General features: G+C 67.6%; 33 protein-coding genes and 2 pseudogenes. 32 read left to right on the top strand and 3 right to left on the bottom strand.

Annotated features, from left to right (window positions below):
- The 26 genes and pseudogenes from L0H79_RS09490 to gdhA all read left to right on the top strand — a co-directional run.
- A pseudogene (locus L0H79_RS09490) lies at positions 1–534 on the top strand (M18 family aminopeptidase); the annotation flags it as partial.
- Between the two features lie 722 nt (positions 535–1,256).
- Positions 1,257–1,565, top strand: coding sequence for a 30S ribosomal protein S10 (rpsJ, locus tag L0H79_RS09485; RefSeq protein WP_009775966.1), 309 nt, complete (start codon positions 1,257–1,259; stop codon positions 1,563–1,565).
- A gap of 16 nt (positions 1,566–1,581) precedes the next feature.
- Positions 1,582–2,238, top strand: a complete 657-nt coding sequence (gene rplC / locus L0H79_RS09480; RefSeq protein WP_301484351.1) for a 50S ribosomal protein L3 — start codon at positions 1,582–1,584, stop codon at positions 2,236–2,238.
- 5 nt (positions 2,239–2,243) lie between these two features.
- Entirely contained in the window at positions 2,244–2,897 is a 654-nt protein-coding gene (rplD, locus tag L0H79_RS09475; protein WP_301484350.1) for a 50S ribosomal protein L4, read from the top strand.
- Complete coding sequence (gene rplW / locus L0H79_RS09470; protein WP_301484349.1) at positions 2,894–3,193, top strand: 50S ribosomal protein L23; 300 nt, start codon at positions 2,894–2,896, stop codon at positions 3,191–3,193. The genes rplD and rplW overlap by 4 nt, the downstream gene beginning before the upstream one ends.
- 30 nt (positions 3,194–3,223) lie before the next feature.
- Positions 3,224–4,060, top strand: a complete 837-nt coding sequence (gene rplB / locus L0H79_RS09465) for a 50S ribosomal protein L2 (protein WP_301484348.1) — start codon at positions 3,224–3,226, stop codon at positions 4,058–4,060.
- Between the two features lie 12 nt (positions 4,061–4,072).
- A complete protein-coding gene (rpsS, locus tag L0H79_RS09460) occupies positions 4,073–4,354 on the top strand; it encodes a 30S ribosomal protein S19 (protein WP_070191534.1) in 282 nt (93 codons plus the stop codon).
- A 47-nt stretch (positions 4,355–4,401) separates the two neighbouring features.
- Positions 4,402–4,770 (top strand): 50S ribosomal protein L22, encoded by a 369-nt coding sequence (gene rplV, locus L0H79_RS09455; protein ID WP_301484347.1) that lies wholly within the window; start codon positions 4,402–4,404, stop codon positions 4,768–4,770.
- Complete coding sequence (gene rpsC, locus L0H79_RS09450) at positions 4,770–5,600, top strand: 30S ribosomal protein S3 (protein ID WP_301484346.1); 831 nt, start codon at positions 4,770–4,772, stop codon at positions 5,598–5,600. Before rplV ends, rpsC begins: the two co-directional genes overlap by 1 nt.
- A gap of 2 nt (positions 5,601–5,602) precedes the next feature.
- The gene (rplP, locus tag L0H79_RS09445) at positions 5,603–6,022 is read left to right on the top strand and encodes a 50S ribosomal protein L16 (protein WP_034715249.1); all 420 of its coding nucleotides are present in this window, start codon (positions 5,603–5,605) and stop codon (positions 6,020–6,022) included.
- Positions 6,022–6,450 carry a 50S ribosomal protein L29 gene (gene rpmC, locus L0H79_RS09440; protein WP_301484345.1) on the top strand — a complete coding sequence of 143 codons (429 nt, stop codon included), beginning with the start codon at positions 6,022–6,024 and terminating at the stop codon, positions 6,448–6,450. The genes rplP and rpmC overlap by 1 nt, the downstream gene beginning before the upstream one ends.
- Positions 6,447–6,755 (top strand): 30S ribosomal protein S17, encoded by a 309-nt coding sequence (gene rpsQ / locus L0H79_RS09435; RefSeq protein WP_301484344.1) that lies wholly within the window; start codon positions 6,447–6,449, stop codon positions 6,753–6,755. Before rpmC ends, rpsQ begins: the two co-directional genes overlap by 4 nt.
- Positions 6,756–6,990: 235 nt before the next feature.
- Positions 6,991–7,359, top strand: coding sequence for a 50S ribosomal protein L14 (gene rplN, locus L0H79_RS09430; RefSeq protein WP_301484343.1), 369 nt, complete (start codon positions 6,991–6,993; stop codon positions 7,357–7,359).
- A 2-nt stretch (positions 7,360–7,361) separates the two neighbouring features.
- On the top strand, positions 7,362–7,730 hold the full coding sequence (rplX, locus tag L0H79_RS09425; protein ID WP_301484342.1) for a 50S ribosomal protein L24: 369 nt from the start codon (positions 7,362–7,364) through the stop codon (positions 7,728–7,730).
- A gap of 2 nt (positions 7,731–7,732) precedes the next feature.
- The gene (gene rplE / locus L0H79_RS09420; RefSeq protein ID WP_301484341.1) at positions 7,733–8,320 is read left to right on the top strand and encodes a 50S ribosomal protein L5; all 588 of its coding nucleotides are present in this window, start codon (positions 7,733–7,735) and stop codon (positions 8,318–8,320) included.
- Between the two features lies 1 nt (position 8,321).
- Positions 8,322–8,507, top strand: a complete 186-nt coding sequence (locus tag L0H79_RS09415; protein WP_301484340.1) for a type Z 30S ribosomal protein S14 — start codon at positions 8,322–8,324, stop codon at positions 8,505–8,507.
- Between the two features lie 156 nt (positions 8,508–8,663).
- Positions 8,664–9,062, top strand: a complete 399-nt coding sequence (gene rpsH / locus L0H79_RS09410; RefSeq protein ID WP_301484339.1) for a 30S ribosomal protein S8 — start codon at positions 8,664–8,666, stop codon at positions 9,060–9,062.
- 12 nt (positions 9,063–9,074) lie between these two features.
- A complete protein-coding gene (gene rplF, locus L0H79_RS09405; RefSeq protein WP_301484338.1) occupies positions 9,075–9,611 on the top strand; it encodes a 50S ribosomal protein L6 in 537 nt (178 codons plus the stop codon).
- A gap of 3 nt (positions 9,612–9,614) precedes the next feature.
- Entirely contained in the window at positions 9,615–9,989 is a 375-nt protein-coding gene (gene rplR, locus L0H79_RS09400) for a 50S ribosomal protein L18 (RefSeq protein ID WP_301484337.1), read from the top strand.
- 58 nt (positions 9,990–10,047) lie between these two features.
- Positions 10,048–10,704 (top strand): 30S ribosomal protein S5, encoded by a 657-nt coding sequence (gene rpsE / locus L0H79_RS09395; RefSeq protein WP_301484336.1) that lies wholly within the window; start codon positions 10,048–10,050, stop codon positions 10,702–10,704.
- A complete protein-coding gene (rpmD, locus tag L0H79_RS09390; RefSeq protein WP_301484335.1) occupies positions 10,704–10,886 on the top strand; it encodes a 50S ribosomal protein L30 in 183 nt (60 codons plus the stop codon). Before rpsE ends, rpmD begins: the two co-directional genes overlap by 1 nt.
- 1 nt (position 10,887) lies before the next feature.
- The gene (gene rplO / locus L0H79_RS09385; protein WP_301484334.1) at positions 10,888–11,361 is read left to right on the top strand and encodes a 50S ribosomal protein L15; all 474 of its coding nucleotides are present in this window, start codon (positions 10,888–10,890) and stop codon (positions 11,359–11,361) included.
- Positions 11,362–11,521: 160 nt separating this feature from the next.
- Positions 11,522–12,844: a preprotein translocase subunit SecY gene (secY, locus tag L0H79_RS09380; protein ID WP_301484333.1), complete on the top strand. Its 1,323-nt coding sequence runs from the start codon at positions 11,522–11,524 to the stop codon at positions 12,842–12,844.
- Positions 12,844–13,413, top strand: a complete 570-nt coding sequence (locus tag L0H79_RS09375) for an adenylate kinase (protein ID WP_301484332.1) — start codon at positions 12,844–12,846, stop codon at positions 13,411–13,413. The genes secY and L0H79_RS09375 overlap by 1 nt, the downstream gene beginning before the upstream one ends.
- A 13-nt stretch (positions 13,414–13,426) precedes the next feature.
- Positions 13,427–14,272, top strand: coding sequence for a type I methionyl aminopeptidase (gene map, locus L0H79_RS09370; protein WP_301484331.1), 846 nt, complete (start codon positions 13,427–13,429; stop codon positions 14,270–14,272).
- Between the two features lie 147 nt (positions 14,273–14,419).
- The gene (gene gdhA / locus L0H79_RS09365) at positions 14,420–15,757 is read left to right on the top strand and encodes an NADP-specific glutamate dehydrogenase (protein WP_301484352.1); all 1,338 of its coding nucleotides are present in this window, start codon (positions 14,420–14,422) and stop codon (positions 15,755–15,757) included.
- Positions 15,758–15,869: 112 nt separating this feature from the next.
- Here gdhA and L0H79_RS09360 read toward each other — a convergent pair whose 3' ends face one another.
- The 3 genes from L0H79_RS09360 to L0H79_RS09350 all read right to left on the bottom strand — a co-directional run bounded on the left by L0H79_RS09360 (position 15,870) and on the right by L0H79_RS09350 (position 19,577).
- Positions 15,870–16,331 carry a carboxymuconolactone decarboxylase family protein gene (locus L0H79_RS09360; protein ID WP_301484330.1) on the bottom strand — a complete coding sequence of 154 codons (462 nt, stop codon included), beginning with the start codon at positions 16,329–16,331 and terminating at the stop codon, positions 15,870–15,872.
- Positions 16,328–16,696 (bottom strand): carboxymuconolactone decarboxylase family protein, encoded by a 369-nt coding sequence (locus L0H79_RS09355; protein ID WP_301484329.1) that lies wholly within the window; start codon positions 16,694–16,696, stop codon positions 16,328–16,330. Before L0H79_RS09355 ends, L0H79_RS09360 begins: the two co-directional genes overlap by 4 nt.
- Before the next feature lie 76 nt (positions 16,697–16,772).
- Positions 16,773–19,577, bottom strand: coding sequence for an aconitate hydratase (locus L0H79_RS09350; RefSeq protein WP_301484328.1), 2,805 nt, complete (start codon positions 19,575–19,577; stop codon positions 16,773–16,775).
- 708 nt (positions 19,578–20,285) lie between these two features.
- Between L0H79_RS09350 and infA the strand changes: the two genes are divergently transcribed.
- The 6 genes and pseudogenes from infA to L0H79_RS09320 form a co-directional block, all read left to right on the top strand.
- A complete protein-coding gene (infA, locus tag L0H79_RS09345) occupies positions 20,286–20,507 on the top strand; it encodes a translation initiation factor IF-1 (RefSeq protein ID WP_006946284.1) in 222 nt (73 codons plus the stop codon).
- Between the two features lie 80 nt (positions 20,508–20,587).
- Entirely contained in the window at positions 20,588–20,701 is a 114-nt protein-coding gene (gene rpmJ / locus L0H79_RS09340) for a 50S ribosomal protein L36 (RefSeq protein WP_006592630.1), read from the top strand.
- A 231-nt stretch (positions 20,702–20,932) separates the two neighbouring features.
- Positions 20,933–21,307, top strand: a complete 375-nt coding sequence (rpsM, locus tag L0H79_RS09335; RefSeq protein ID WP_301484327.1) for a 30S ribosomal protein S13 — start codon at positions 20,933–20,935, stop codon at positions 21,305–21,307.
- Between the two features lie 74 nt (positions 21,308–21,381).
- Positions 21,382–21,777: a 30S ribosomal protein S11 gene (gene rpsK, locus L0H79_RS09330; protein ID WP_301484326.1), complete on the top strand. Its 396-nt coding sequence runs from the start codon at positions 21,382–21,384 to the stop codon at positions 21,775–21,777.
- A gap of 26 nt (positions 21,778–21,803) precedes the next feature.
- Positions 21,804–22,412 (top strand): 30S ribosomal protein S4, encoded by a 609-nt coding sequence (rpsD, locus tag L0H79_RS09325; protein ID WP_301484325.1) that lies wholly within the window; start codon positions 21,804–21,806, stop codon positions 22,410–22,412.
- Between the two features lie 158 nt (positions 22,413–22,570).
- Positions 22,571–22,700 (top strand): annotated as a pseudogene (locus L0H79_RS09320) (DNA-directed RNA polymerase subunit alpha); the annotation flags it as partial.

Below are 22,700 nucleotides of genomic sequence, written 5' to 3'. Positions count from 1 at the left end.
CGGGTGCCGGTGGGCGTCCTCTTCGACCACGAGGAGGGCGGCAGCATGTCCGAGCGTGGTGCGATGTCGACCCTGCTGCCGTCCGTGCTCGAGCGGCTGGTGCTCGCCGCGGGGGGCGGGCGGGAGGACTACTGGCGGGCCCTGGCGGCCACCGTCATCGCGTCCGGTGACATGGCCCACGCGACCCATCCGAACTACGCCGACCGGCACGAGCCGGCGCACCAGATCGCGGTCAACGCGGGGCCGGTGCTGAAGGTCAACACGAACCTGCGCTACGCGACCGACTCAGCGGGCGAGGCGGCCTTCCGGCTGGCCTGCGAGCAGGCCGAGGTGCCGGTGCAGACCTTCGTCGTGCGCAGCGACCTGCCGTGCGGCTCTACGGTGGGGCCGATGACCGCAGCCCTGACCGGGGCGACGACGGTCGACTTCGGCGCGCCGATGCTCTCGATGCACAGCGCGCGTGAGCTGTGCGGCGCGCAGGACCCGGCCATGTATGCCGGGGCGCTCGCGGCTTTCCTCGCGCCTGCGGGATGAGAGCGGCCGGCCGTCCTCTGCCCTCCACCGTGTCGTCGAGAGTGCTCTACTCCTCATCGAGAGTGCTCTACTCATCGTCGAGAGTGCAGTAGTCCTCGTCGAGAGTGCAGTAGTCCTCGTCGAGAGTGCTCTACTCCTCATCGACCAGTTGTCCATAGGAGCGCTGACCTGGCCTGTAGACGTGCCGCGAACGGTCCGTCGTGAACCAACCCGCACGCGGGAGTAGTGCACTGTCGATGCCAACTGCTGCACGGTCGATCGGGAGTAGTGCACTGTCGATGCCAACTACTGCACGGTCGATCGGGAGTAGTGCACGGTCGATCGGGAGTAGTGCACGGTCGATCGGGAGTAGTGCCCTGTCGATGCCAACTACTGCACGGTCGATCGGGAGTAGTGCACTGTCGATCAGGAGGGTGTACCTGACCCCGGATTTGATCGGGCTCGGGGCAACTGGCACACTAGACAGGTTGCTTGTCGCGCGTCGCTGACCCATGTCGGTGACGCCGCCCCTTGTAGAGCCTCCTGACGGGGACTCGCCCGGACTCCACCCGGAGGCCCAAGGGAAGCGCAAGCCAACCCGGTTCGGCCGGGCTCATCCACACCGAGACGTGATGCGGAATCTGCGCGTCTCACCTTGAAGCGGGCACGACACGCCCGACCTCGGGGGTCGGATGGCCAAGGGAACCGGTCGGACTGTACGGCGAGAGAGAGACGTAACGGAGATGGCGGGACAGAAGATCCGCATCCGCTTGAAGTCGTATGACCACGAGGTCATCGACAACTCGGCGCGCAAGATCGTCGACACGGTGACCCGCGCGGGCGCGACCGTGGTCGGGCCGGTGCCCCTGCCGACGGAGAAGAACGTCTTCGTCGTCATCCGGTCGCCGCACAAGTACAAGGACAGCCGCGAGCACTTCGAGATGCGCACCCACAAGCGCCTCATCGACATCATCGACCCGACGCCCAAGGCGGTCGACTCGCTGATGCGCCTCGACCTGCCCGCGGACGTCAACATCGAGATCAAGCTCTGAGCTCGGGGTGACGACTGTGACTACCAGAACCGACAAGACCGTCAAGGGTGTGCTCGGGGAGAAGCTCGGCATGACCCAGGTATGGGACGAGGACAACCGACTCGTCCCCGTGACCGTCGTCAAGGCCGGCCCGTGCGTCGTGACGCAGGTGCGCGCCGCCGAGACGGACGGCTACTCCGCCGTGCAGATCGCCTTCGGCGCGATCGACCCCCGCAAGGTCAACCAACCGATGACCGGCCACTTCGAGAAGGCCGGGGTGACGCCGCGCCGACACCTCGTCGAGCTGCGCACCGCCGACGCCGGCGAGTACGAGCTCGGCCAGGAGGTCACCGCCGAGGTGTTCGACGCCGGCCAGCGCGTCGACGCGACCGGCACGACCAAGGGCAAGGGCTTCGCCGGCGTCATGAAGCGACACGGCTTCGCCGGTGTCTCGTCCTCGCACGGTGCGCACCGCAACCACCGCAAGCCGGGCTCGATCGGCGGCTGCGCGACGCCGGGGCGGGTCTTCAAGGGGATGCGTATGGCGGGCCGCATGGGCGGTGTGCGTCAGACAACCCAGAACCTCCAGATCCACGCCGTTGACGCCGAGAATGGCCTGCTGCTGATCAAGGGCGCCGTGCCCGGTCCCCGCGGCGGCATCGTCCTGATCCGCACGGCCGCGAAGGGTGCCTGATCATCATGGCCACGAACACCCAGAACCTACCTGCCGAGATCTTCGACGTGCAGACGAACGTCCCGCTGATCCACCAGGTCGTGGTGGCGCAGCTGGCGGCAGCCCGTGCAGGGACACACTCGACCAAGACCCGTGGCGAGGTCCGCGGCGGTGGCCGCAAGCCGTACCGCCAGAAGGGGACCGGCCGGGCCCGCCAGGGCTCGATCCGCGCGCCGCAGTTCGCCGGGGGCGGCGTCGTCCACGGCCCGGTGCCGCGCGACTACACGCAGCGCACCCCGAAGAAGATGAAGGTCGCCGCGCTCCGTGGGGCGCTGTCCGACCGGGCCCGCTACGGCCGTATCCACGTCGTCGACTCGATCGTGACGGGTGACGAGCCGTCGACGAAGCAGGCCAAGGCCCTGCTCGCCGGCCTGACGGAGCGCAAGAACCTCCTCGTCGTGCTCGAGCGCGGTGACGAGGTCGCGATGCAGTCGGTGCGCAACCTGCCGAACGTCCACGTCCTGGTCGCCGACCAGCTGAACACCTACGACGTGCTCTGCGCCGATGACGTCGTCTTCACCCAGGCCGCCCTCGACGCGTTCGTCGCCGGCCCCGTCAAGGCCGACGCCAAGCCCGCCACAGCGACGAGCTCGACCGGGGCCGAGGAGGACTCCAAGTGAGCATCCACGAGAAGAACCCCCGAGACATCCTCATCGCACCGGTCGTCTCCGAGAAGTCCTACGGGTTGCTCGACGAGGGCAAGTACACGTTCATCGTCGACCCGAGGGCGAACAAGACCGAGATCAAGATCGCGATCGAGCAGGTCTTCGGCGTCAAGGTCGACAAGGTCCACACGATGAACCGTCAGGGCAAGGCCCGTCGCACCCGTTTCGGCATCGGCAAGCGCAAGGACACGAAGCGCGCGATCGTCTCCCTCCGCGAGGGCTCGATCGACATCTTCGGGGCCGGCGCCTGAGACCGACGAGAGAACTGAGGCCAGAAGAACATGGGTATCCGTAAGTACAAGCCGACCACCCCGGGCCGTCGCGGCTCGTCGGTGGCGGACTTCGTCGAGATCACGCGCACCACGCCGGAGAAGTCGCTCGTCCGTCCGCTGACCAAGACCGGTGGCCGCAACAACTCCGGCCGCATCACGACCCGTCACATCGGTGGCGGTCACAAGCGGGCCTACCGGGTGATCGACTTCCGCCGTCACGACAAGGACGGTGTGCCGGCCAAGGTCGCCCACATCGAGTACGACCCGAACCGCACGGCGCGCATCGCCCTGATCCAGTACGCCGACGGCGAGAAGCGCTACATCCTCGCACCGAACCGGCTCCGCCAGGGTGACCCGATCGAGAACGGCCCGGGCGCCGACATCAAGCCGGGCAACTCGCTGCCGATGCGCAACATCCCGGTCGGCACGGTCATCCACGCGATCGAGCTCAAGCCGGGTGGCGGGGCCAAGATCGCCCGCTCGGCCGGCGCGCGTGTCCAGCTCGTCGCCAAGGACGGCCCGTATGCCCAGCTGCGGATGCCGTCCGGCGAGATCCGCAACGTCGACGCACGCTGCCGGGCGACCGTCGGCGAGGTGGGCAACGCGGAGCAGAGCAACATCAACTGGGGCAAGGCCGGCCGGATGCGGTGGAAGGGCAAGCGACCGAGCGTGCGCGGGGTCGCGATGAACCCGGTCGACCACCCGCACGGTGGCGGCGAGGGCAAGACCTCCGGTGGCCGTCACCCGGTCAGCCCTTGGGGGCAGGCCGAGGGCCGCACCCGCAGGGCAAACAAGGAAAGCGACAAGCTCATCGTGCGTCGCCGTCGGACCGGCAAGAAGCGCTGATAGGAGTCGCACATGCCTCGTAGCCTGAAGAAGGGCCCCTTCATCGACGACCACCTGCAGAAGAAGGTGGACGCCCAGAACGAAGCGGGTACCAAGACCGTCATCAAGACCTGGTCGCGCCGTTCGGTCATCAGCCCGGACATGCTCGGTCACACGTTCGCCGTGCACGACGGCCGCAAGCACGTCCCGGTGTTCGTCACCGAGTCGATGGTCGGCCACAAGCTCGGTGAGTTCGCGCCGACCCGCACGTTCAAGGGTCACATCAAGGACGACAAGAAGGGGCGTCGTCGCTGATGGCTACCCCGATGCAGTCTCAGACCAGCCAAGAAACAAGGGATGTCATGGAAGCCAAGGCTTCGGCGCGGCACGTCCGCGTCAGCCCGCAGAAGGCTCGCCGTGTCGTGGACCTGATCCGCGGCAAGGTCGCCACCGACGCCGTCACCGTGCTGAAGTTCGCCCCCCAGGCGGCTTCGGAGCCGGTGCAGAAGGTGCTCGAGAGCGCCATCGCCAACGCCCGCGTCCGCGCCGACCGTGAGTCGGTAGCCTTCGACGAGCGCACCCTCGTGATCACCGAGGCCTTCGTCGACGAGGGCCCCACCATGAAGCGTTTCCGTCCGCGGGCCCAGGGCCGCGCCGGCCGGATCAACAAGCGCACGAGCCACATCACCGTGGTCGTGTCTTCGCCCGAGAAGAAGAAGGGAGCCCGCTGATGGGTCAGAAGGTCAACCCCCACGGCTTCCGTCTGGGCATCACCACCGACCACACGAGCCACTGGTTCGCCGACTCGACCAAGGTCGGTCAGCGCTACAGCGACTACGTCAAGGAAGATGTCTCGATCCGTCGCCTGATGGAGAAGGGCATGGAGCGCGCCGGCATCGCCAAGGTCGAGATCGAGCGCACTCGCGACCGCGTGCGCGTCGACATCCACACCGCACGTCCGGGCATCGTCATCGGTCGCCGCGGCGCCGAGGCCGACCGCATCCGCGGCGAGCTCGAGAAGCTCACCGGCAAGCAGGTGCAGCTGAACATCCTCGAGGTCAAGAACCCCGAGGTCGATGCCCAGCTCGTCGCCCAGGGCATCGCCGAGCAGCTCTCCGCCCGGGTCTCGTTCCGTCGGGCCATGCGCAAGGGCATGCAGTCCGCCCAGCGTGCCGGCGCGAAGGGTATCCGGGTCCAGGTCTCGGGGCGCCTCAACGGCGCCGAGATGAGCCGTACCGAGTTCTACCGCGAGGGTCGCGTCCCGCTGCACACGCTGCGGGCCAACATCGACTACGGCTTCTACGAGGCCCGCACGACATTCGGCCGTATCGGCGTCAAGGTGTGGATCTACAAGGGCGACCTGACGGCCAAGGAGCTCGCGGCCCAGCAGGCCGCCGCGCCGCGTCCGTCGCGAGGCCCGCGTCGTGATGGCGACCGCCCCAACCGCGCGCGTCGCACAGACCGCACCGAGGCCGCTGCTCCGCAGGAGTCGGTGGCCGCAGAGCCCACGGCTGCCGTCGAGGCCACGGCCCCGGCGACCGCCGAGAATGAGCAGGCCTGACCATGTTGATTCCCCGTCGAGTCAAGCATCGCAAGCAGCACCACCCGGGTCGTTCCGGCGCCGCCAAGGGCGGCACGAAGATCGCCTTCGGTGACTACGGCATCCAGGCCCTCGAGCCGGCGTACGTGACGAACCGGCAGATCGAGTCCGCACGTATCGCGATGACCCGCTACATCAAGCGTGGCGGGAAGGTCTGGATCAACATCTACCCGGACCGTCCGCTGACCAAGAAGCCGGCCGAGACCCGCATGGGTTCCGGCAAGGGTTCACCCGAGTGGTGGATCGCCAATGTCAAGCCGGGCAGGGTCATGTTCGAGCTGTCGGGCGTCTCCGAGCCGGTCGCCCGAGAGGCGTTGCGCCTCGCGATGCACAAGCTCCCGATGAAGTGCCGCTTCGTCCAGCGTGAGGGTGGTGACAACTGATGGCAGTCGGTACCAAGGACCTGATGTCCGAGCAGCTGCGTGGTCTCGACGACGACCGCCTCGTGGACGAGCTGAAGAAGGCCAAGGAAGAGCTGTTCAACCTGCGCTTCCAGTCGGCCACCGGTCAGCTCGACAACCATGGCCGGCTCCGCGCTGTCAAGAAGGACATCGCGCGGATCTACACCGAGATGCGTGAGCGCGAGCTCGGCATCGGCTCGGCCCCCGTGTCGGCTCCCGCCGTCGAGGAGAAGGCCGACCGGAGGGCCCGCAGGGCCGCAAAGAAGGAGAAGGCCGTCGAGGCTGAGACGGACGACGAGGCCGTCGAGGACGAGGCCGTCGAGGTCGAGGCCGTCGAGGTCGAGGCAGACGCTGAGACGAGCGCCGTCGACAAGCCGGCCGACGAGCAGGCGAAGGAGACCCAGGCATGAGTGAACAGGACGACACCGTGGCCGTCGTCGCCCCGAGCGGGGCCAGTACGACGGCGCGCAACGACCGCAAGACCCGTCAGGGCTACGTCGTCAGCGACAAGATGGACAAGACCGTCGTGGTCGAGGTCGAGGACCGCGTCAAGCACGCGCTCTACGGCAAGGTCATCCGTCGCAGCAGCAAGGTCAAGGCCCACGACGAGCGCAACGAGGCCGGCATCGGCGACCGGGTGCTCATCATGGAGACCCGTCCGATCTCCGCGACGAAGCGTTGGCGCCTCGTCGAGATCCTCGAGAAGGCCAAATAGCCCACGGGGGGCTCCACCCCCTGGACCCCCGGAAACCCGCGTGGCTGGGGCCGCGCGGAGACTCGGGAGGCCAAGTGGGCGGCATACGATCACTGCTTTCGTATGCCGCTGGGCTTGGCCCCAGACCCACGTTCCATTCAGTTCGGCAAGGCTTCACCCAAAGACATGAGGCACTGAGCGCGAGTTCTTCCAATGCTTTTGGGTGGAGAACCGGCACGACGACAGGAGTAAGACAGTGATTCAGCAGGAGTCGCGACTACGTGTCGCTGACAACACGGGTGCCAAGGAGCTGCTGTGCATCCGGGTGCTCGGCGGCTCGGGTCGTCGGTATGCGGGCATCGGCGACACGATCGTCGCCACGGTCAAGGACGCGATCCCGGGCGGCAACGTCAAGAAGGGCGACATCGTCAAGGCCGTCATCGTGCGCACCGTCAAGGAGCGCCGCCGCGCCGACGGGTCCTACATCAAGTTCGACGAGAACGCCGCAGTCATCCTCAAGAGTGACGGGGACCCGCGGGGGACCCGCATCTTCGGCCCGGTGGGCCGCGAGCTGCGTGAGAAGAAGTTCATGAAGATCATCTCGCTCGCGCCGGAGGTGTTGTGAGCATGGCGAAGACCATGAAGATCAAGAAGGGCGACCTGGTCCAGGTCATCTCCGGGCGCAGCCAGAAGAACGGCGGCGACCGGGGCAAGCAGGGCAAGGTCATCGCGGTCTTCCCGGACAGCGAGCGGGTGCTCGTCGAGGGAATCAACCGCGTCACCAAGCACATCAAGGCCGGGGCCACGCCGCGCGGGAGCCGCACGGGTGGACTGACCCACACCGAGGCGCCGATCCACGTCAGCAACGTGATGATCGTCGACCCGGAGAGCAAGAAGCCGACCCGGATCAAGACGCGCGTCGAGACCGTGGAACGCGACGGCCGCCCGAAGGCGTCCCGCGTCCGGGTGGCCGTCAAGTCGGACAAGGACCTCTGAACATGAGTGAGACCGAGACCATCACCACGACTGCTACGACACTGACGAAGCCGCGCCTCAAGGAGCGGTACCGGGACGAGATCAAGCCTGCGCTGTACGGCGAGTTCAGCTACGACAACGTCATGCAGGTGCCCGGCGTCGTCAAGGTCGTCGTCAACATGGGCGTCGGCGACGCAGCCCGCGACAGCAAGCTCATCGAGGGTGCGGTCCGCGACCTCGCCGCGATCACCGGCCAGAAGCCGGTCGTGACCAAGGCGCGCAAGTCCATCGCCCAGTTCAAGCTGCGCGAGGGCATGCCGATCGGTGCGCACACGACGCTGCGCGGCGACCGGATGTGGGAGTTCCTCGACCGCCTCGTGACGATCGCCCTGCCGCGCATCCGCGACTTCCGTGGCCTCTCGCCGAAGCAGTTCGACGGCCGCGGCAACTACACGTTCGGTCTGACCGAGCAGTCGATGTTCCACGAGATCGACCAGGACAGGATCGACCGCGTCCGGGGCATGGACATCACCGTGGTCACCACGGCGACCGACGATGACGAGGGACGGGCGCTGCTCAAGGCGCTCGGCTTCCCCTTCAAGGAGAACTGACATGGCCAAGACCGCGCTGATCAACAAGGCGAACAAGAAGCCCAAGTTCAAGGTGCGGGCCTACAGCCGCTGCCAGCGCTGCGGCCGGCCGCACTCGGTCTACCGGAAGTTCGGCCTCTGCCGCATCTGCCTGCGCGAGCTGGCCCACCGCGGCGAGCTGCCCGGCGTGACCAAGAGCTCCTGGTAGATCCCGACCACTCGGGGGCTCCCGGCCCTGGCGGGCCCGCGCCCCCCGAGTACCCCCGAAGAACCCGCATGACCCACCGTTGAGCAACAGACACCGTAGGTCGGCCCGGCAAGCGTGCCGGTCGAAACCGCGGTGAGGAAGGGCGGAGAAGCCCACATGACCATGACTGACCCGATTGCGGACATGCTGACCCGTGTGCGGAATGCCAACTCGGCGTACCACGACGCGGTCTCGATGCCGTACTCGAAGCTGAAGAAGAACATCGCCGAGATCCTGCAGGCCGAGGGTTACATCACCGGCTGGAACATCGAGGCGGCCGAGGTCGGCCAGACCCTGACCATCGACCTCAAGTACGGGCCGAACCGCGAGCGCTCCATCGCGGGCGTCCGGCGCGTCAGCAAGCCAGGACTTCGTGTCTATGCGAAGTCCACCAACCTTCCGCGGGTCCTCGGTGGCCTCGGCGTCGCGATCATCTCGACGTCGAGCGGGCTGCTGACCGACCGGCAGGCTCACGAGAAGGGCGTGGGTGGGGAAGTCCTCGCCTACGTCTGGTAAGGAGAGACTGACATGTCGCGAATCGGACGACTTCCGGTCTCCATCCCGGCCGGGGTCGAGCTCACCGTCGCCGGCCAGGACGTGACGGTGAAGGGTCCCAAGGGTCAGCTGGCCCTGACCGTCCCTGAGCCGATCACCGTCGAGCAGACCGATGGCACGCTCGAGGTCAAGCGCCCGAACGACGAGCGGGACTCGCGTTCGCTCCACGGCCTGACCCGCTCGCTCATCAACAACATGGTTCTCGGGGTGACCGAGGGCTACGAGAGGAAGATGGAGATCTACGGCACGGGCTACCGCGTCGCCGCCAAGGGGGGGAGCCTCGAGTTCTCGCTCGGCTTCTCGCACCCCGTCGTCGTGGAGGCTCCCGACGGGATCAGCTTCGCCGTCGAGAACCCGACTCGCTTCTCGGTGCAGGGCATCGACAAGCAGCTGGTCGGCGAGGTTGCGGCCAACATCCGCAAGCTGCGCAAGCCGGACCCGTACAAGGGCAAGGGCGTTCGCTATGCGGGCGAACAGATCCGTCGCAAGGTTGGAAAGGCCGGTAAGTAAGCCATGGCAATGATCATCAAGCGTGGCAGGAGCAAGACCGCCGCCCGGCTCCGTCGCCAGGAGCGCGGTCGCAAGAAGGTCACCGGCACCGCCGCGCGACCGCGGCTCGTCGTGTCCCGGTCGAGCCGGCACGTGTTCGTCCAGGTCGTCGACGACACGCTCGGACGCACCGTCGCCTCGGCCTCCACGATGGAACCGGACCTGCGCGCCATGGAGGGCGACAAGACCGCGAAGGCCAAGCGCGTCGGCGAGCTCGTCGCGGCCAGGGCCAAGGACGCCGGGATCGAGGCCGTCGTGTTCGACCGCGGCGGAAACAAGTACCACGGTCGGGTTGCGGCGATCGCGGAGGGCGCTCGCGAGGGCGGGCTGTCATTGTGAGCGAGAGGACGTCCACGACCATCCACACCATGTCTTCCGTTGAGATGAGGAACATCTGATGCCCGGACAGCAGCGTCGAGGCACCGGCCCCGCCGGTGAGCGCGGCGACCAGAAAGAGCGTCAGGACCGCCGCGGCGGCCGTGACCACCGCGAGAGCCGCGACGCCGAGAAGAACCAGTACGTCGAGCGCGTCGTGACGATCAACCGCGTGGCCAAGGTGGTCAAGGGTGGTCGCCGCTTCAGCTTCACCGCCCTTGTCGTCGTCGGCGACGGCGATGGCACGGTGGGTGTCGGCTACGGCAAGGCGAAGGAGGTCCCGGCCGCGATCGCCAAGGGCGTCGAGGAGGCCAAGAAGGGCTTCTTCCGCGTCCCCCGGATCCAGGGCACCATCCCGCACCCCGTGCAGGGTGAAGCCGCCGCGGGTGTCGTCATGCTTCGCCCCGCCGCCCCCGGTACCGGTGTCATCGCCGGTGGTCCGGTCCGCGCGGTGCTCGAGTGCGCGGGCATCCACGACGTCCTGTCGAAGTCGCTCGGCTCCGACAACGCGATCAACATCGTGCACGCGACGGCCCAGGCCCTCCGCGAGCTCGAGCGTCCGGAGTCCGTCGCGGCGCGCCGCGGCAAGTCCCTCGAGGAGGTCGCCCCGGCGGCGATGCTCAGGGCCCGCGCGGCAGGGATCGCCGACGCCAAGGCCGCCGAGAAGGCGGGTGCGTGATGGCCCGGCTGAAGGTGACCCAGACCCGTTCCGAGATCGGTGGCAAGCAGAACCAGCGCGAGACGCTGCGCAGCCTCGGTCTGAAGCGCATTGGCGACGTCGTCGTCAAGGAGGACCGCCCCGAGATCCGCGGGATGGTCAAGACGGTGACCCACCTCGTCATCGTCGAGGAGGTTGACTGACATGGCTGAGAAGTCCGAGGGCAGCGCGCTCAAGGTGCACCACCTGCGGCCCGCCCCGGGGGCCAGGACCGCCAAGACCCGAGTGGGTCGCGGTGAGGGCTCCAAGGGCAAGACCGCCGGTCGCGGCACGAAGGGCACGAAGGCCCGCTACCAGGTCCCGCACAACTTCGAGGGCGGCTCCATGCCGATCCACATGCGCCTGCCGAAGCTGCGCGGCTTCAAGAACCCGTTCCGCACCGAGTACCAGGTCGTCAACCTCGACCGGTTGCAGACCCTCTTCCCCGAGGGTGGCACCGTGACGGTCGCCGATCTGGTCGCCAAGGGAGCCGTCCGTGACGGCCGGCTCGTCAAGGTGCTCGGCACCGGAGCGATCACGGTCAAGGTCGACGTCCGGGTCGACAGGTTCTCCGCCACGGCGAAGGAGAAGATCGAGGCCGCCGGCGGCTCGGCAACCTCACCCGCCGACGCCGAGTGACCTCGGGTTCGACACAGTGACGCCCGCCCCGGGCGCGCATTCGTGCGGTCCGACGTCAGGTCGGTTCGCCGGAAGCCGCCCGGGGCTCTCGCGTTTCTGAGTTACCCTTCACCGGACTGCATGACCACGCCGCCTCACCTCGCGGCCAACAGGAGGACCAGTGCTCGCCGCTTTCGTTCGCGCGTTCCGGACCCCGGACCTGCGCAAGAAGCTGCTCTTCACCCTGGGCATCATCGCGTTGTTCCGTTTCGGGTCGCACCTGCCCACCCCCGGGGTCAGCTACCCACTGGTCCAGGCCTGTCTCGATCAGAGCCAGGCACTCGGCAGCGCCCAGACCAGCCTGCTCAGCCTGGCCAACCTCTTCAGCGGTGGCGCGATGCTCCAGCTGTCGGTGTTCGCGCTCGGCATCATGCCCTACATCACCGCGAGCATCATCGTGCAGCTGCTCACCGTCGTCATCCCCCGGTTCGAGGAGCTGAAGAAGGAGGGCCAGGCCGGCCAGACGAAGATGACGCAGTACACGCGCTATCTCACGATCGGGCTCGCGATCCTGCAGTCGGCGACCCTGGTGACCTTCGCCCGCAACCCGTCGGCCCTCTTCGGCCCCGGCTGCGACAACATCCTCGTCGACCAGTCGATGGTCACCATCGTCATCATGGTCCTGACGATGACGGCCGGCACCGGCCTGATCATGTGGCTCGGCGAGCTCGTCACCGACCGGGGCGTCGGCAACGGGATGTCGCTGCTCATCTTCATCTCGATCGCCGCGGGCTTCCCCGGGGCGTTGTGGCAGATCAAGCAGAACAAGGGATGGGGCACGTTCATCGGCATCTTGATCGTGGGCCTGTTCATCCTCGCGGCCATCGTCTACGTCGAGCAGTCGATGCGCCGCATCCCGGTGCAGTACGCCAAGCGGATGGTCGGGCGGAGGATGTACGGCGGCACCTCGACCTACATCCCGCTCAAGGTCAACATGGCCAACGTCATCCCGGTCATCTTCGCCTCGTCGTTGTTGGCCCTGCCCACGATGGTCGCCCAGTTCCAGCAGGATGCGTCGGGCGGGCCGGCTTGGGCCCAGTGGATCAACAACACGTTCTCCAAGGGCGACCACCCGGTCTACATCATCACCTACACCGCGCTCATCATCTTCTTCACGTTCTTCTACGTCTCGGTCACCTTCAACCCCACCGAGGTCGCCGACAACATGAAGAAGTACGGCGGCTTCATCCCGGGCATCCGGGCCGGGCGGCCCACCGCCGAGTACCTCCAGTACGTCATCACCCGAATCACCGTGCCCGGCGCGATCTACCTGGCGATCGCCTCGCTCATTCCTGTCATCGCCTTCATCATGGTCGATGCCAACCAGGCGAACTTCCCGTTCGGCGGGGTCTCGCTCATCATCCTCGTCGGCGTCGGGCTCGAGACGGTCAAGCAGATCGAGGCACAACTAGAACAGCGGCACTACGAAGGGTTCCTCAGGTAATGCGACTGATCATCCTCGGCCCTCCCGGGGCGGGCAAGGGCACCCAAGCGGCGCGGATCGCCGACCGGCTCGGCATCCCCGCCATCTCCACGGGGGACATCTTCCGTGCCAACATCAAGCAGCAGACCCCGCTCGGGGCGAGGGTCGAGCAGATCCTCGCGTCCGGTGGATATGTCCCCGACGAGGTGACCAACGAGGTCGTCGAGGACCGGCTGGGCTGGCCGGACGCCGAGGCTGGTTTCCTGCTCGACGGCTACCCCCGCACCGCCGGGCAGGTGGAGGCGCTCGAGGCGGTGCTCGCCCGGCACGGCCATCGGCTCGACGGTGTCATCGAGCTGACGGTCGACGAGGACGCCGTCGTGGGGCGACTGCTGAGGCGTGCCGCCACCGAGGGCCGCGCCGATGACACGGAAGAGGTCATCCGCGAGCGACAGGCGATCTACCGCAAGCAGACCGCACCGCTCGCGCAGCACTACGCCGACGCCGGGCTGCTCCTGCAGGTCGACGGGATGGGCGAGGTCGAAGCGGTCACCGACCGTGTCCTTGCCGCGCTGCCCCGATCGAGCTGAGCGGTCACGACCCATGTTCGGACGGCGCAAGCTCCGTGGCCGCACCGACGAGCAGGTCCTGCTCATGCGTGAGGCGGGACTGCTCACCGGCCGCACCCTGGCGCTGCTTCGAGAGCATGTCCGTCCAGGGGTGACGACACTCGAGCTCGACCGGCTCGCGGAGGACTTCATCCGCAGCCACGGCGGTATCCCGAACTTCCAGCTCGTCCCCGGCTACTCGCACACCCTCTGCACCAGCGTCAACGAGCAGGTCGTGCACGGCATCCCGAGCAGCTCGTGCGTGCTTCGCGAAGGCGACCTCCTCTCGATCGACTGCGGCGCCGAGGTGGACGGCTGGAACGGGGACTCGGCGATGTCCGTCGTCGTCGGTGGCCTCGATGCGGCCCGCCCGGCCGACCTCGACCTCCTCGCCGCGACCGAGGCCAGTCTCTACGACGGCATCGCTGCGATGCGGGTCGGTGGCCGGCTCTACGACATCGGTGACGCCATCGAGGCGAGCATCGACACGGCGGCCCGGCGGGACGCGCGAACCTACGGCGTGATCGACGAGTACGTGGGCCACGGCATCGGCGAGAAGATGCACCTCGACCCGCAGATCCCGAACTATGCGGTCGGCGAGACCGGGCCCAGGCTGGTCGCCGGGTTCACCGGAGCGATCGAGCCGATGGTCACCCTGGGCGGGACCGGCACGGCCGTGCTCGCCGACGACTGGACCGTCGTGACGGCCGACGGGTCGCGAGCCTGCCACGTCGAGCACACCGTTGTGGTGCGCGATGAGGGGCTGTGGGTCCTCACCGCCCTCGACGGGGGCCAGGCCGCGCTGCAGGCGCGCGGGGCGGCATACGCCCCGATCCGCTGAGCTCGCACGCCGAGGCCACCGTGACGACGCCTCCATGCCGGCGTCGGCGTCCCGCTCCCTGACCGGATCTGCGGGGGCGGGCGAGCCTTGGCACAATCGAGTCCGGACGACGACCCGAAGGAGCCCCAGATGACCACGATGCCTGCGCTGACCTCGCACCTGCAGGAGCTCTACGAGGTGGTCCTGCGGCGTAACCCGGGCGAGCTGGAGTTCCACCAGGCGGTCCTCGAGGTCTTCGAGTCGCTCACCCCGGTGTCTCGCAAGCGTCCGGAGTTCGTCGAGACGAAGGTCATCGAGCGGCTCTGCGAGCCGGAGCGGCAGATCATCTTCCGCGTGCCGTGGGTCAACGACCGCGGCGAGGTCGAGATCAACCGCGGCTTCCGCGTCGAGTTCAACTCGGCGCTCGGCCCGTACAAGGGCGGCCTGCGGTTCCACCCGAGCGTCTACCTCGGCACCATCAAGTTCCTCGGCTTCGAGCAGACCTTCAAGAACGCGCTGACCGGCATGCCGATCGGAGGAGGCAAGGGAGGCAGTGACTTCGACCCCAAGGGTCGCAGCGATCGCGAGGTCATGACGTTCTGCCAGTCGTTCATGACCGAGCTCTACCGGCACATCGGCGAGTACACCGACGTCCCGGCGGGCGACATCGGCGTCGGCAGCCGCGAGATCGGCTACCTGTTCGGCCAGTACAAGCGGATCACGAACCTCTACGAGTCCGGCGTGCTGACCGGCAAGGGTCTCGGCTGGGGCGGCTCCCTCGTGCGCAAGGAGGCCACCGGCTACGGTACCGTGTTCTTCGCCGACGAGATGCTCCGCACCCGGGGCGACTCGTTCGACGGCAAGCGCGTCGTCGTGTCCGGCTCCGGCAACGTGGCCATCTACGCCGTCGAGAAGGCCCAGCAGCTCGGTGCAACCGTCGTCGCGTGCTCCGACTCCAGCGGTTTCGTCGTCGACGAGGCCGGTCTCGACCTCGACCTGCTCAAGGAGGTCAAGGAGGTGCAGCGTGGCCGGATCACCGACTACATCGGTCGGCGCCCCGGCGCGACGTTCGTGGCCGACGGCTCCATCTGGGATGTCGAGTGCGACATCGCCGTACCGTGCGCGACCCAGAACGAGCTCGACGAGCAGGCCGCGATCACTCTCGTCAAGAACGGCGTCCGGGTCGTCGCAGAGGGGGCCAACATGCCCTCGACCCCGGCGGCCGCCCGCGCCTTCCTCGATGCGGAAGTCCTCTTCGCCCCCGGCAAGGCGGCCAATGCCGGAGGGGTGGCGACCTCGGCCCTGGAGATGCAGCAGAACGCCTCGCGCGACCGGTGGACCCACGAGTACACCGAGGAGCGCCTGGCCGGCATCATGCGCGGCATCCACGAGCGGTGTGCCGCGAGTGCTGAGGAGTACGGCGCCCCCGGCAACTACGTCGTCGGGGCCAACACTTCGTCGTTCGTCCAGCTCGCCGATGCGGTCCTCGCGCTCGGCGTCATCTGACCCAAACCTCGGGGGTTCACGGCCTTGGCGGGGCCCTGGCGGGCCTGCACTCCCGAGTACCCCGACTTGGGGGGCGCGTCCTCGCGCGGGTCAGTCCTCGCGCCGTCCGGTCTCAGTCGTCGTGTAGGTCGGGGGTCTGGTGGCTCGTCACCGCCAGCCGGTTCCAGACGTTGATCGTCGCGATCGCCATGACGAGGGTGACGACCTCCTGCTCGGAGAAGGCGTCCGTGACCGCCGCCCACACCTCGTCGCTGACCCCGTGCTCACCGATGAGAGTGACCTCCTCCGTGAGCCGCAGCGCTGCCTGCTCCTGCTCGCTGTACAGGGGGGCCGCCTCGCGCCAAGCCGACAGCATGTCGAGCCGGGACTGCTTCTCGCCGTCCTGGCGCGCCTCGTGATGGTGCATCGACAGGCAGTAGGCGCACCCGTTGAGCTGCGAGGCGCGGATCTTGACCAGGTGGATCAGGCCGGGAGCCAACCCCTGCGAGTGGATGAAGCGTTCCAGGCCGAGCACAGCGGCATACGCCTGCGGTGAGCTGTCCTTGACGGAGAGCCGCTGGTGACTCTCACTCACGACGATGAACCGTTCGGGGCGGTGTGCGAATGCGTCCCCATCCGGTCGAGCACGTCGAGCGCGATCGTCGAGTGCGCGTAGGCTCCTCCCGCGCGCATCTCGGCCGCGACCCAGATCGCCTCCATGATCTCCTGCTGGGAGGCCCCCTTGCGCGCGGCGAGCTTCGTGTGGCCGCTGATGCAGTAGGGGCACTGGGTGGTGTGGGCGACGGCTACGGCGATGAGCTGTTTCGTCTTCTCGTCGAGCGCACCCGGCGAGAAGACCGCCTTGCTGAACGCGTTCCACGCGTCGTTGATCTCCGGCGCCAGCTCTGCCCGGTGGCGGGCGACCTCGGCGGTCGCGGCGGGGAACAGGTCATGGGACATGCGAATTCTGCCTCCTTGTTTCGTATGGCGCTGGGCCAGGTGTGATCCCGCGGCTAGGCGGGTGGGTCTGGCTCGGCTACTCGGTGGAACCGAGGAGCTTGCGCAGGACGTAGGTGAGGATGCCCCCGTGGCGGTAGTAGGCCTCTTCGGCCGGCGTATCGATGCGCACGGTGGCGGTGAACTCCTTGGTGTCGCCGTCCTTCTCGGCTCGCACCGTGACGGTGCGGGGCAGCGGGTCGGCGCCCTCGAGCCCGCTGATCGAGAACGTCTCGGTGCCGTCCAGGCCGAGCGTCTGCGCGTTCTCGCCGTCCTCGAACTGCAGGGGCAGCACGCCCATGCCGATGAGGTTGGAGCGGTGGATCCGCTCGTACGACACGGCTACCACGGCGCGCACCCCGAGCAGTGTCGTGCCCTTGGCAGCCCAGTCACGGGACGAGCCCGACCCGTACTCCTTGCCGGCGATGACGACGAGGGGCGTGTCCGCCTCGGCGTAGTGTGTCGAGGCCTCGAAGATCGTCGTGACCGGTCCGTCGGGCTGGGTGAAGTCGCGGGTGAAGCCGCCCTCGGTGCCGGGAGCCAGCTGGTTGCGCAGACGGATGTTCGCGAAGGTGCCGCGGATCATCACCTCGTGGTTGCCGCGGCGTGAGCCGTAGGAGTTGAAGTCCTTGCGCTCGAGACCGTTGTCGGTCAGGTACTTGCCGGCCGGCGAGTCGGTCTTGAAGGCGCCTGCCGGGCTGATGTGGTCGGTCGTGACCGAGTCGGCGAGCAGGGCGAGAACGCGAGCACCGGTGATGTCGGTGACCGGGTCCGGCTCGCGCGACATGCCGTCGAAATAGGGCGGCTGGCGCACGTAGGTCGAGTCAGGGTCCCACTCGAACCGGTCCCCCTCGGGCACCGGCAGGCTGTTCCAGTTGTCATCGCCCGCAAAGAGGTCGGCGTAGCCCTCGTGGAACATGTCGGACTCGAGGGAGGCGCCGACGACCTGCTCGACATCCTGCTCGCTCGGCCAGATGTCCTTGAGGTAGACGTCGTTGCCGTCGCCATCCTTGCCGAGCGAGTCGCTCACGAGGTTGGTCCCGAGCGTCCCGGCCAGTGCGTAGGCGATGACCAGTGGCGGAGAGGCGAGGAAGTTCATCTTCACCTCGGGGTGGATCCGGCCCTCGAAGTTGCGGTTGCCGGACAGCACGGAACAGGCGGTGAGGTCGTGCTCGGTCACTGCCGCGCTGACCTCGGGGATGAGCGGACCGGAGTTGCCGATGCACGTCGTGCAGCCGTAGCCGACCAGGCCGAAGCCGAGCTTCTCGAGGTAGGGCGTGAGGCCCGCCTTGTCGAGGTAGTCGGTGACGACCCGGGACCCCGGGGCCAGCGAGGTCTTGACCCAGGGCTGGCTCTTCAGGCCCTTCTCCACGGCGTGCTTGGCCAGCAGGCCGGCACCGACCATGACGGACGGGTTCGACGTGTTGGTGCAGGACGTGATGGCAGCGATGACCGCGTGCCCGTGGTCGACCGTGGTCGTTGTGCCGTCGGCAAGCGTGACCTCGACCGGGGCGGACAGCATCTCGTGCTCGACGCCGTCGTCGAAGGGCGCCCGCGGCAGGTCGCTTTCCTTCGCGGCGCTGACGGCGATCGGGTCGCTCGCCGGGAACGACTCCTCCTCGGCCTCGTCGAGCCCCTCGGAGACCGCGTCCTCGTAGGACTTTCCGGACAGCAGCCCGCTGACCGTGCGCGGGGCGATCCGTAGGGGGATCCGGTCCTGAGGCCGCTTCGGGCCGGCGATGGACGGTTCGATGGTGCCGAGGTCGAGCTCGACGATGGTGCTGAACTCCGGCTCGCGGCTCGGGTCGAGCCACATGCCCTGTTCCTTGGCGTAGGTCTCGACGAGCCTCACGTGGTCCTCGGAGCGCCCGGTGAGCCGCATGTAGCTGAGGGTCTCGTCGTCGATGGGGAACATCGTGGCGGTCGAGCCGTACTCGGGGCTCATGTTGCCGATCGTCGCGCGGTTGGCGAGCGGCACGTTGGCGACGCCGGGTCCGAAGAACTCGACGAAACGACCGACCACGCCGGTCTGTCGGAGCAGCTCGGCGACGGTGAGGACGAGGTCGGTCGCGGTCGTGCCGGCGGGCAGCTCGCCGTCGAGCTTGAGCCCGACGACCTGGGGGATGAGCATGCTCATCGGCTGGCCGAGCATGGCCGCCTCGGCCTCGATGCCGCCGACGCCCCAGCCGAGGACGCCGAGGCCGTTGACCATCGGGGTGTGCGAGTCGGTGCCGACGAGGGTGTCGGGGTAGGCGAGGGGGCCATCGTCGCTGTCACGGGTGAACACGACCCGGGACAGGTGCTCCAGGTTGACCTGGTGACAGATCCCGGTGTCCGGTGGCACGACCTTGAAGTCCCGGAAGGCGTGCTGGGCCCACCGGAGCAGCTGGTAGCGCTCCTTGTTGCGCTCGAACTCGAGGTCGGCGTTGATCCGAGACGCGTCGGGTCTGGCGAAGGCGTCGACGATGACGGAGTGGTCGATGACGAGCTCGGTCGGGATCAACGGGTTGATCTTCTGCGGGTCGCCGCCCAGCTCGGTCATCGCGTCCCGCATCGCGACGAGGTCGACGACGCACGGCACACCGGTGAAGTCCTGCATGAGGACACGGGCCGGCGTGTACTGGATCTCGGAGCTTGACGTAGCCGTCGGGTCCCAGCTCGCCATCGCCTCGATCTGCCCGGTGGTGACGAGCCGACCGTCCTCGTTGCGCAGGAGGTTCTCGAGCAGGACCTTGAGGCTGTAGGGCAGCCGCTCGGCTCCCTCGATGCGGTCCAGCCGCCGGATGCGCCAGGAGCTGTCGCCCACGGTAAGGGTGTCGAGGGTGCCGAAACTGTCCATCGCCATGATGCGCTCCTCGCGTCGGGTTCTGTTCGCCACTCTAGGCACGTGGCCACGGCGCTGGCCAGTGGGGACCGGCGACTGTGTCGCAGCCGGGGGACTCCGCCATTCACGATCGACAGTGCAGTTCTCACGATCGACAGTGCAGTTCTCACGATCGACAGTGCAGTTCTCACGATCGACAGTGCAGCATTCGTGATCGACAGTGCAGTTCTCACGATCGACAGTGCGCTTCGCGGTCGGTCGGCTTGACTACGCGCCGCGGAAACTGGACTGATGTCCAGTTTGGGAGCTCAGCCGTGGCCGGCTTGGTGCTGAGCAGACCCCGACCGAGGTGTCACTGACCGAGTAGCCCTGCCTGCGCCCGTCATGTCGCCGGTCATGTCGCGCGCCGGTTCCAGGCCGTGCGGGCGTTCCACCCATGGTGCGACATGACCTGCGACGTGGAACCTCGGCACCACCAGATCCTGAGCATCCTGAGCCCGGGATCCGTAGAACCGGCAGCGGCGGACTTGGCCGTGCTGGGAGGTCAGAGCCATCACGGCATCCGGCTCAGCGGCATACAGGCGTGGCCTGGCGGTGGCCGATTTCTCCTGCGCCCGCGAGTGGCGTAATGTAGACCCTCGGGTGTCGTGTGCTCAGCGCACGTCACCCGATTCAATGTCGCCCCACGCGGACGATGGTCCAGAGATAACCGACAGTAAGACGGAGGACATGGCCAAGAAGGACGGTGTCATCGAGATCGAGGGCACGATCGTCGAGGCTCTCCCGAACGCGATGTTCCGGGTGGAGCTCACCAACGGTCACAAGGTGCTCGCCCATATCTCGGGCAAGATGCGGCAGCACTACATCCGGATCCTCCCTGAGGACCGGGTCGTCGTCGAGCTCTCGCCCTATGACCTGACCCGCGGCCGGATCGTCTTCCGTTACCGCTGAGCAGTACACCTGATGCAAGACCGCCGACCCGCCCCGGTAGGCCGGCACGCCCAGATGAGATCGCTAGAGACAGCAGGCAGATGAAGGTTCAGCCGAGCGTCAAGAAGATCTGTGACAAGTGCAAGGTGATCCGCCGCAACGGGCGGGTCATGGTGATCTGCGAGAACCTGCGCCACAAGCAGCGCCAGGGCTGAGCAGGGCCACCACGCCCGAGCACTGTCGGAGCAGCTTCGACAGCACGCCAGACAAGTGAAGACCGCAGCACCCGGCCCCAGGGCCCGGCCCGCGTCGACGAGCCGATTCCTGGACGTCACCCCCGGCACGGAGGCCGGGGACCGGATCCTCGGCTCTGAGGAGCGACGACCGAGTCGCACCGGATCGGTGACTGCAACAGACCTCCGCGACACAGAAAGAGAAACGACGACATGGCTCGTCTTGTTGGAGTCGACCTGCCGCGCGACAAGCGCGTCGAGGTCGCCCTGACCTACATCTTCGGAGTGGGTCGCACCCGCAGCCAGCAGACGCTGGCCGCCACGGGCGTCAGCCCGGACACCCGCGTCAAGGACCTCACCGAGACCGACCTCGTCGCGCTGCGCGACTACCTCGAGGGCAACTACCGCCTCGAGGGGGACCTGCGCCGCGAGGTCCAGGCCGACATCCGCCGCAAGGTCGAGATCGGCTCCTACCAAGGCATTCGACACCGTCGCGGCCTACCAGTGCACGGCCAGCGCACGAAGACCAACGCGCGCACCCGCAAGGGCCCGAAGCGCACCGTGGCCGGCAAGAAGAAGGCCAAGTGACCCTGAGTGGAGTCGCCGCCTCGGCCTCGACTTCTGGACACACACCGACATCGAAGTTCTGACGTAGGAGAAGAATGCCTCCCAAGGCTCGCACGACAAAGGTCCGTCGCAAGGAAAAGAAGAACGTCGCCCACGGGCACGCCCACATCAAGAGCACGTTCAACAACACGATCATCACCATCACGGACCCCACCGGTGCCGTGATCTCGTGGGCCTCCGCCGGCCAGGTCGGCTTCAAGGGCTCGCGCAAGTCGACGCCGTATGCCGCTCAGATGGCTGCCGAAGCCGCTGCCCGCCGCGCCATGGAGCACGGCATGCGCAAGGTCGACGTCTTCGTCAAGGGCCCGGGCTCGGGCCGCGAGACGGCGATCCGTTCCCTCACCGCTGCCGGCCTCGAGGTGGGTGCCATCAGCGATGTGACGCCCACGCCGCACAACGGCGTCCGCCCCCCCAAGCGCCGTCGCGTCTGACCGAGACCAGAAGGAGTAGATAGATCATGGCTCGGTACACCGGCCCGATCACCAAGAAGTCCCGCCGCCTCAAGACCGACCTCGTCGGTGGCGACAAGAACTTCGAGCTGCGCCCGTTCCCGCCCGGTCAGCATGGCCGCCGCCGCATCCAGGAGAAGGAGTACCTCCTCCAGCTCCAGGAGAAGCAGAAGGCCCGCTTCGCCTACGGCGTCATGGAGAAGCAGTTCGTCCGCTACTACAAGGAGGCGGCTCGCCGGCCCGGCAAGACCGGCGAGAACCTCCTGCAGATCCTCGAGTCGCGCCTCGACAACGTGGTCTACCGCGCGGGCCTGGCCCGCACGCGTCGGCACTCTCGTCAGCTCGTGACTCACGGCCACTTCGAGGTCAACGGCGTGCGTGTCGACGTGCCGTCCTACCGCGTCGGACAGTACGACATCATCACGATCCGCAAGCAGTCGCTCGAGACCTTCCCGATGGAGCTGGCCCGCCAGACCTACGGGGAGCGCCCCGTCCCGGCCTGGATGCAGGTCGTCGAGGGCTCGCTGCAGATCCTCATCCACCAGCTCCCCGTGCGTGCCCAGATCGACACCCAGCTGGCCGAACAGCTGATCGTCGAGCTCTACTCGAAGGACTGACAGTCGAGGGGTGGTATGCCGCTCAGGCAGCTGGGCGGCATACCACATCCTCACATCGGGCCGGGGTCGCAGACAGAGCCGACCCCCGGCCGCCCGGAGCGAGACCGGGCAGTTTCGTTCGCGTCAAATAGCGGTCGCGAACGGGAAGGAAGAAACCAGTGCTCATCGCACAGCGTCCCGTGCTCTCCGAGGAAGTCGTCGCGGACAACCGCAGCCGCTTCACGATCGAGCCACTCGAGCCCGGCTTCGGCTACACGCTCGGCAACAGCCTCCGTCGCACCCTGCTCT

The organism is Intrasporangium sp. (assembly GCF_030452765.1).
In the GTDB taxonomy this organism is placed as follows: Bacteria; Actinomycetota; Actinomycetes; order Actinomycetales; family Dermatophilaceae; genus Intrasporangium_A.
This window is presented reverse-complemented; position numbering and strand designations above follow the sequence as displayed.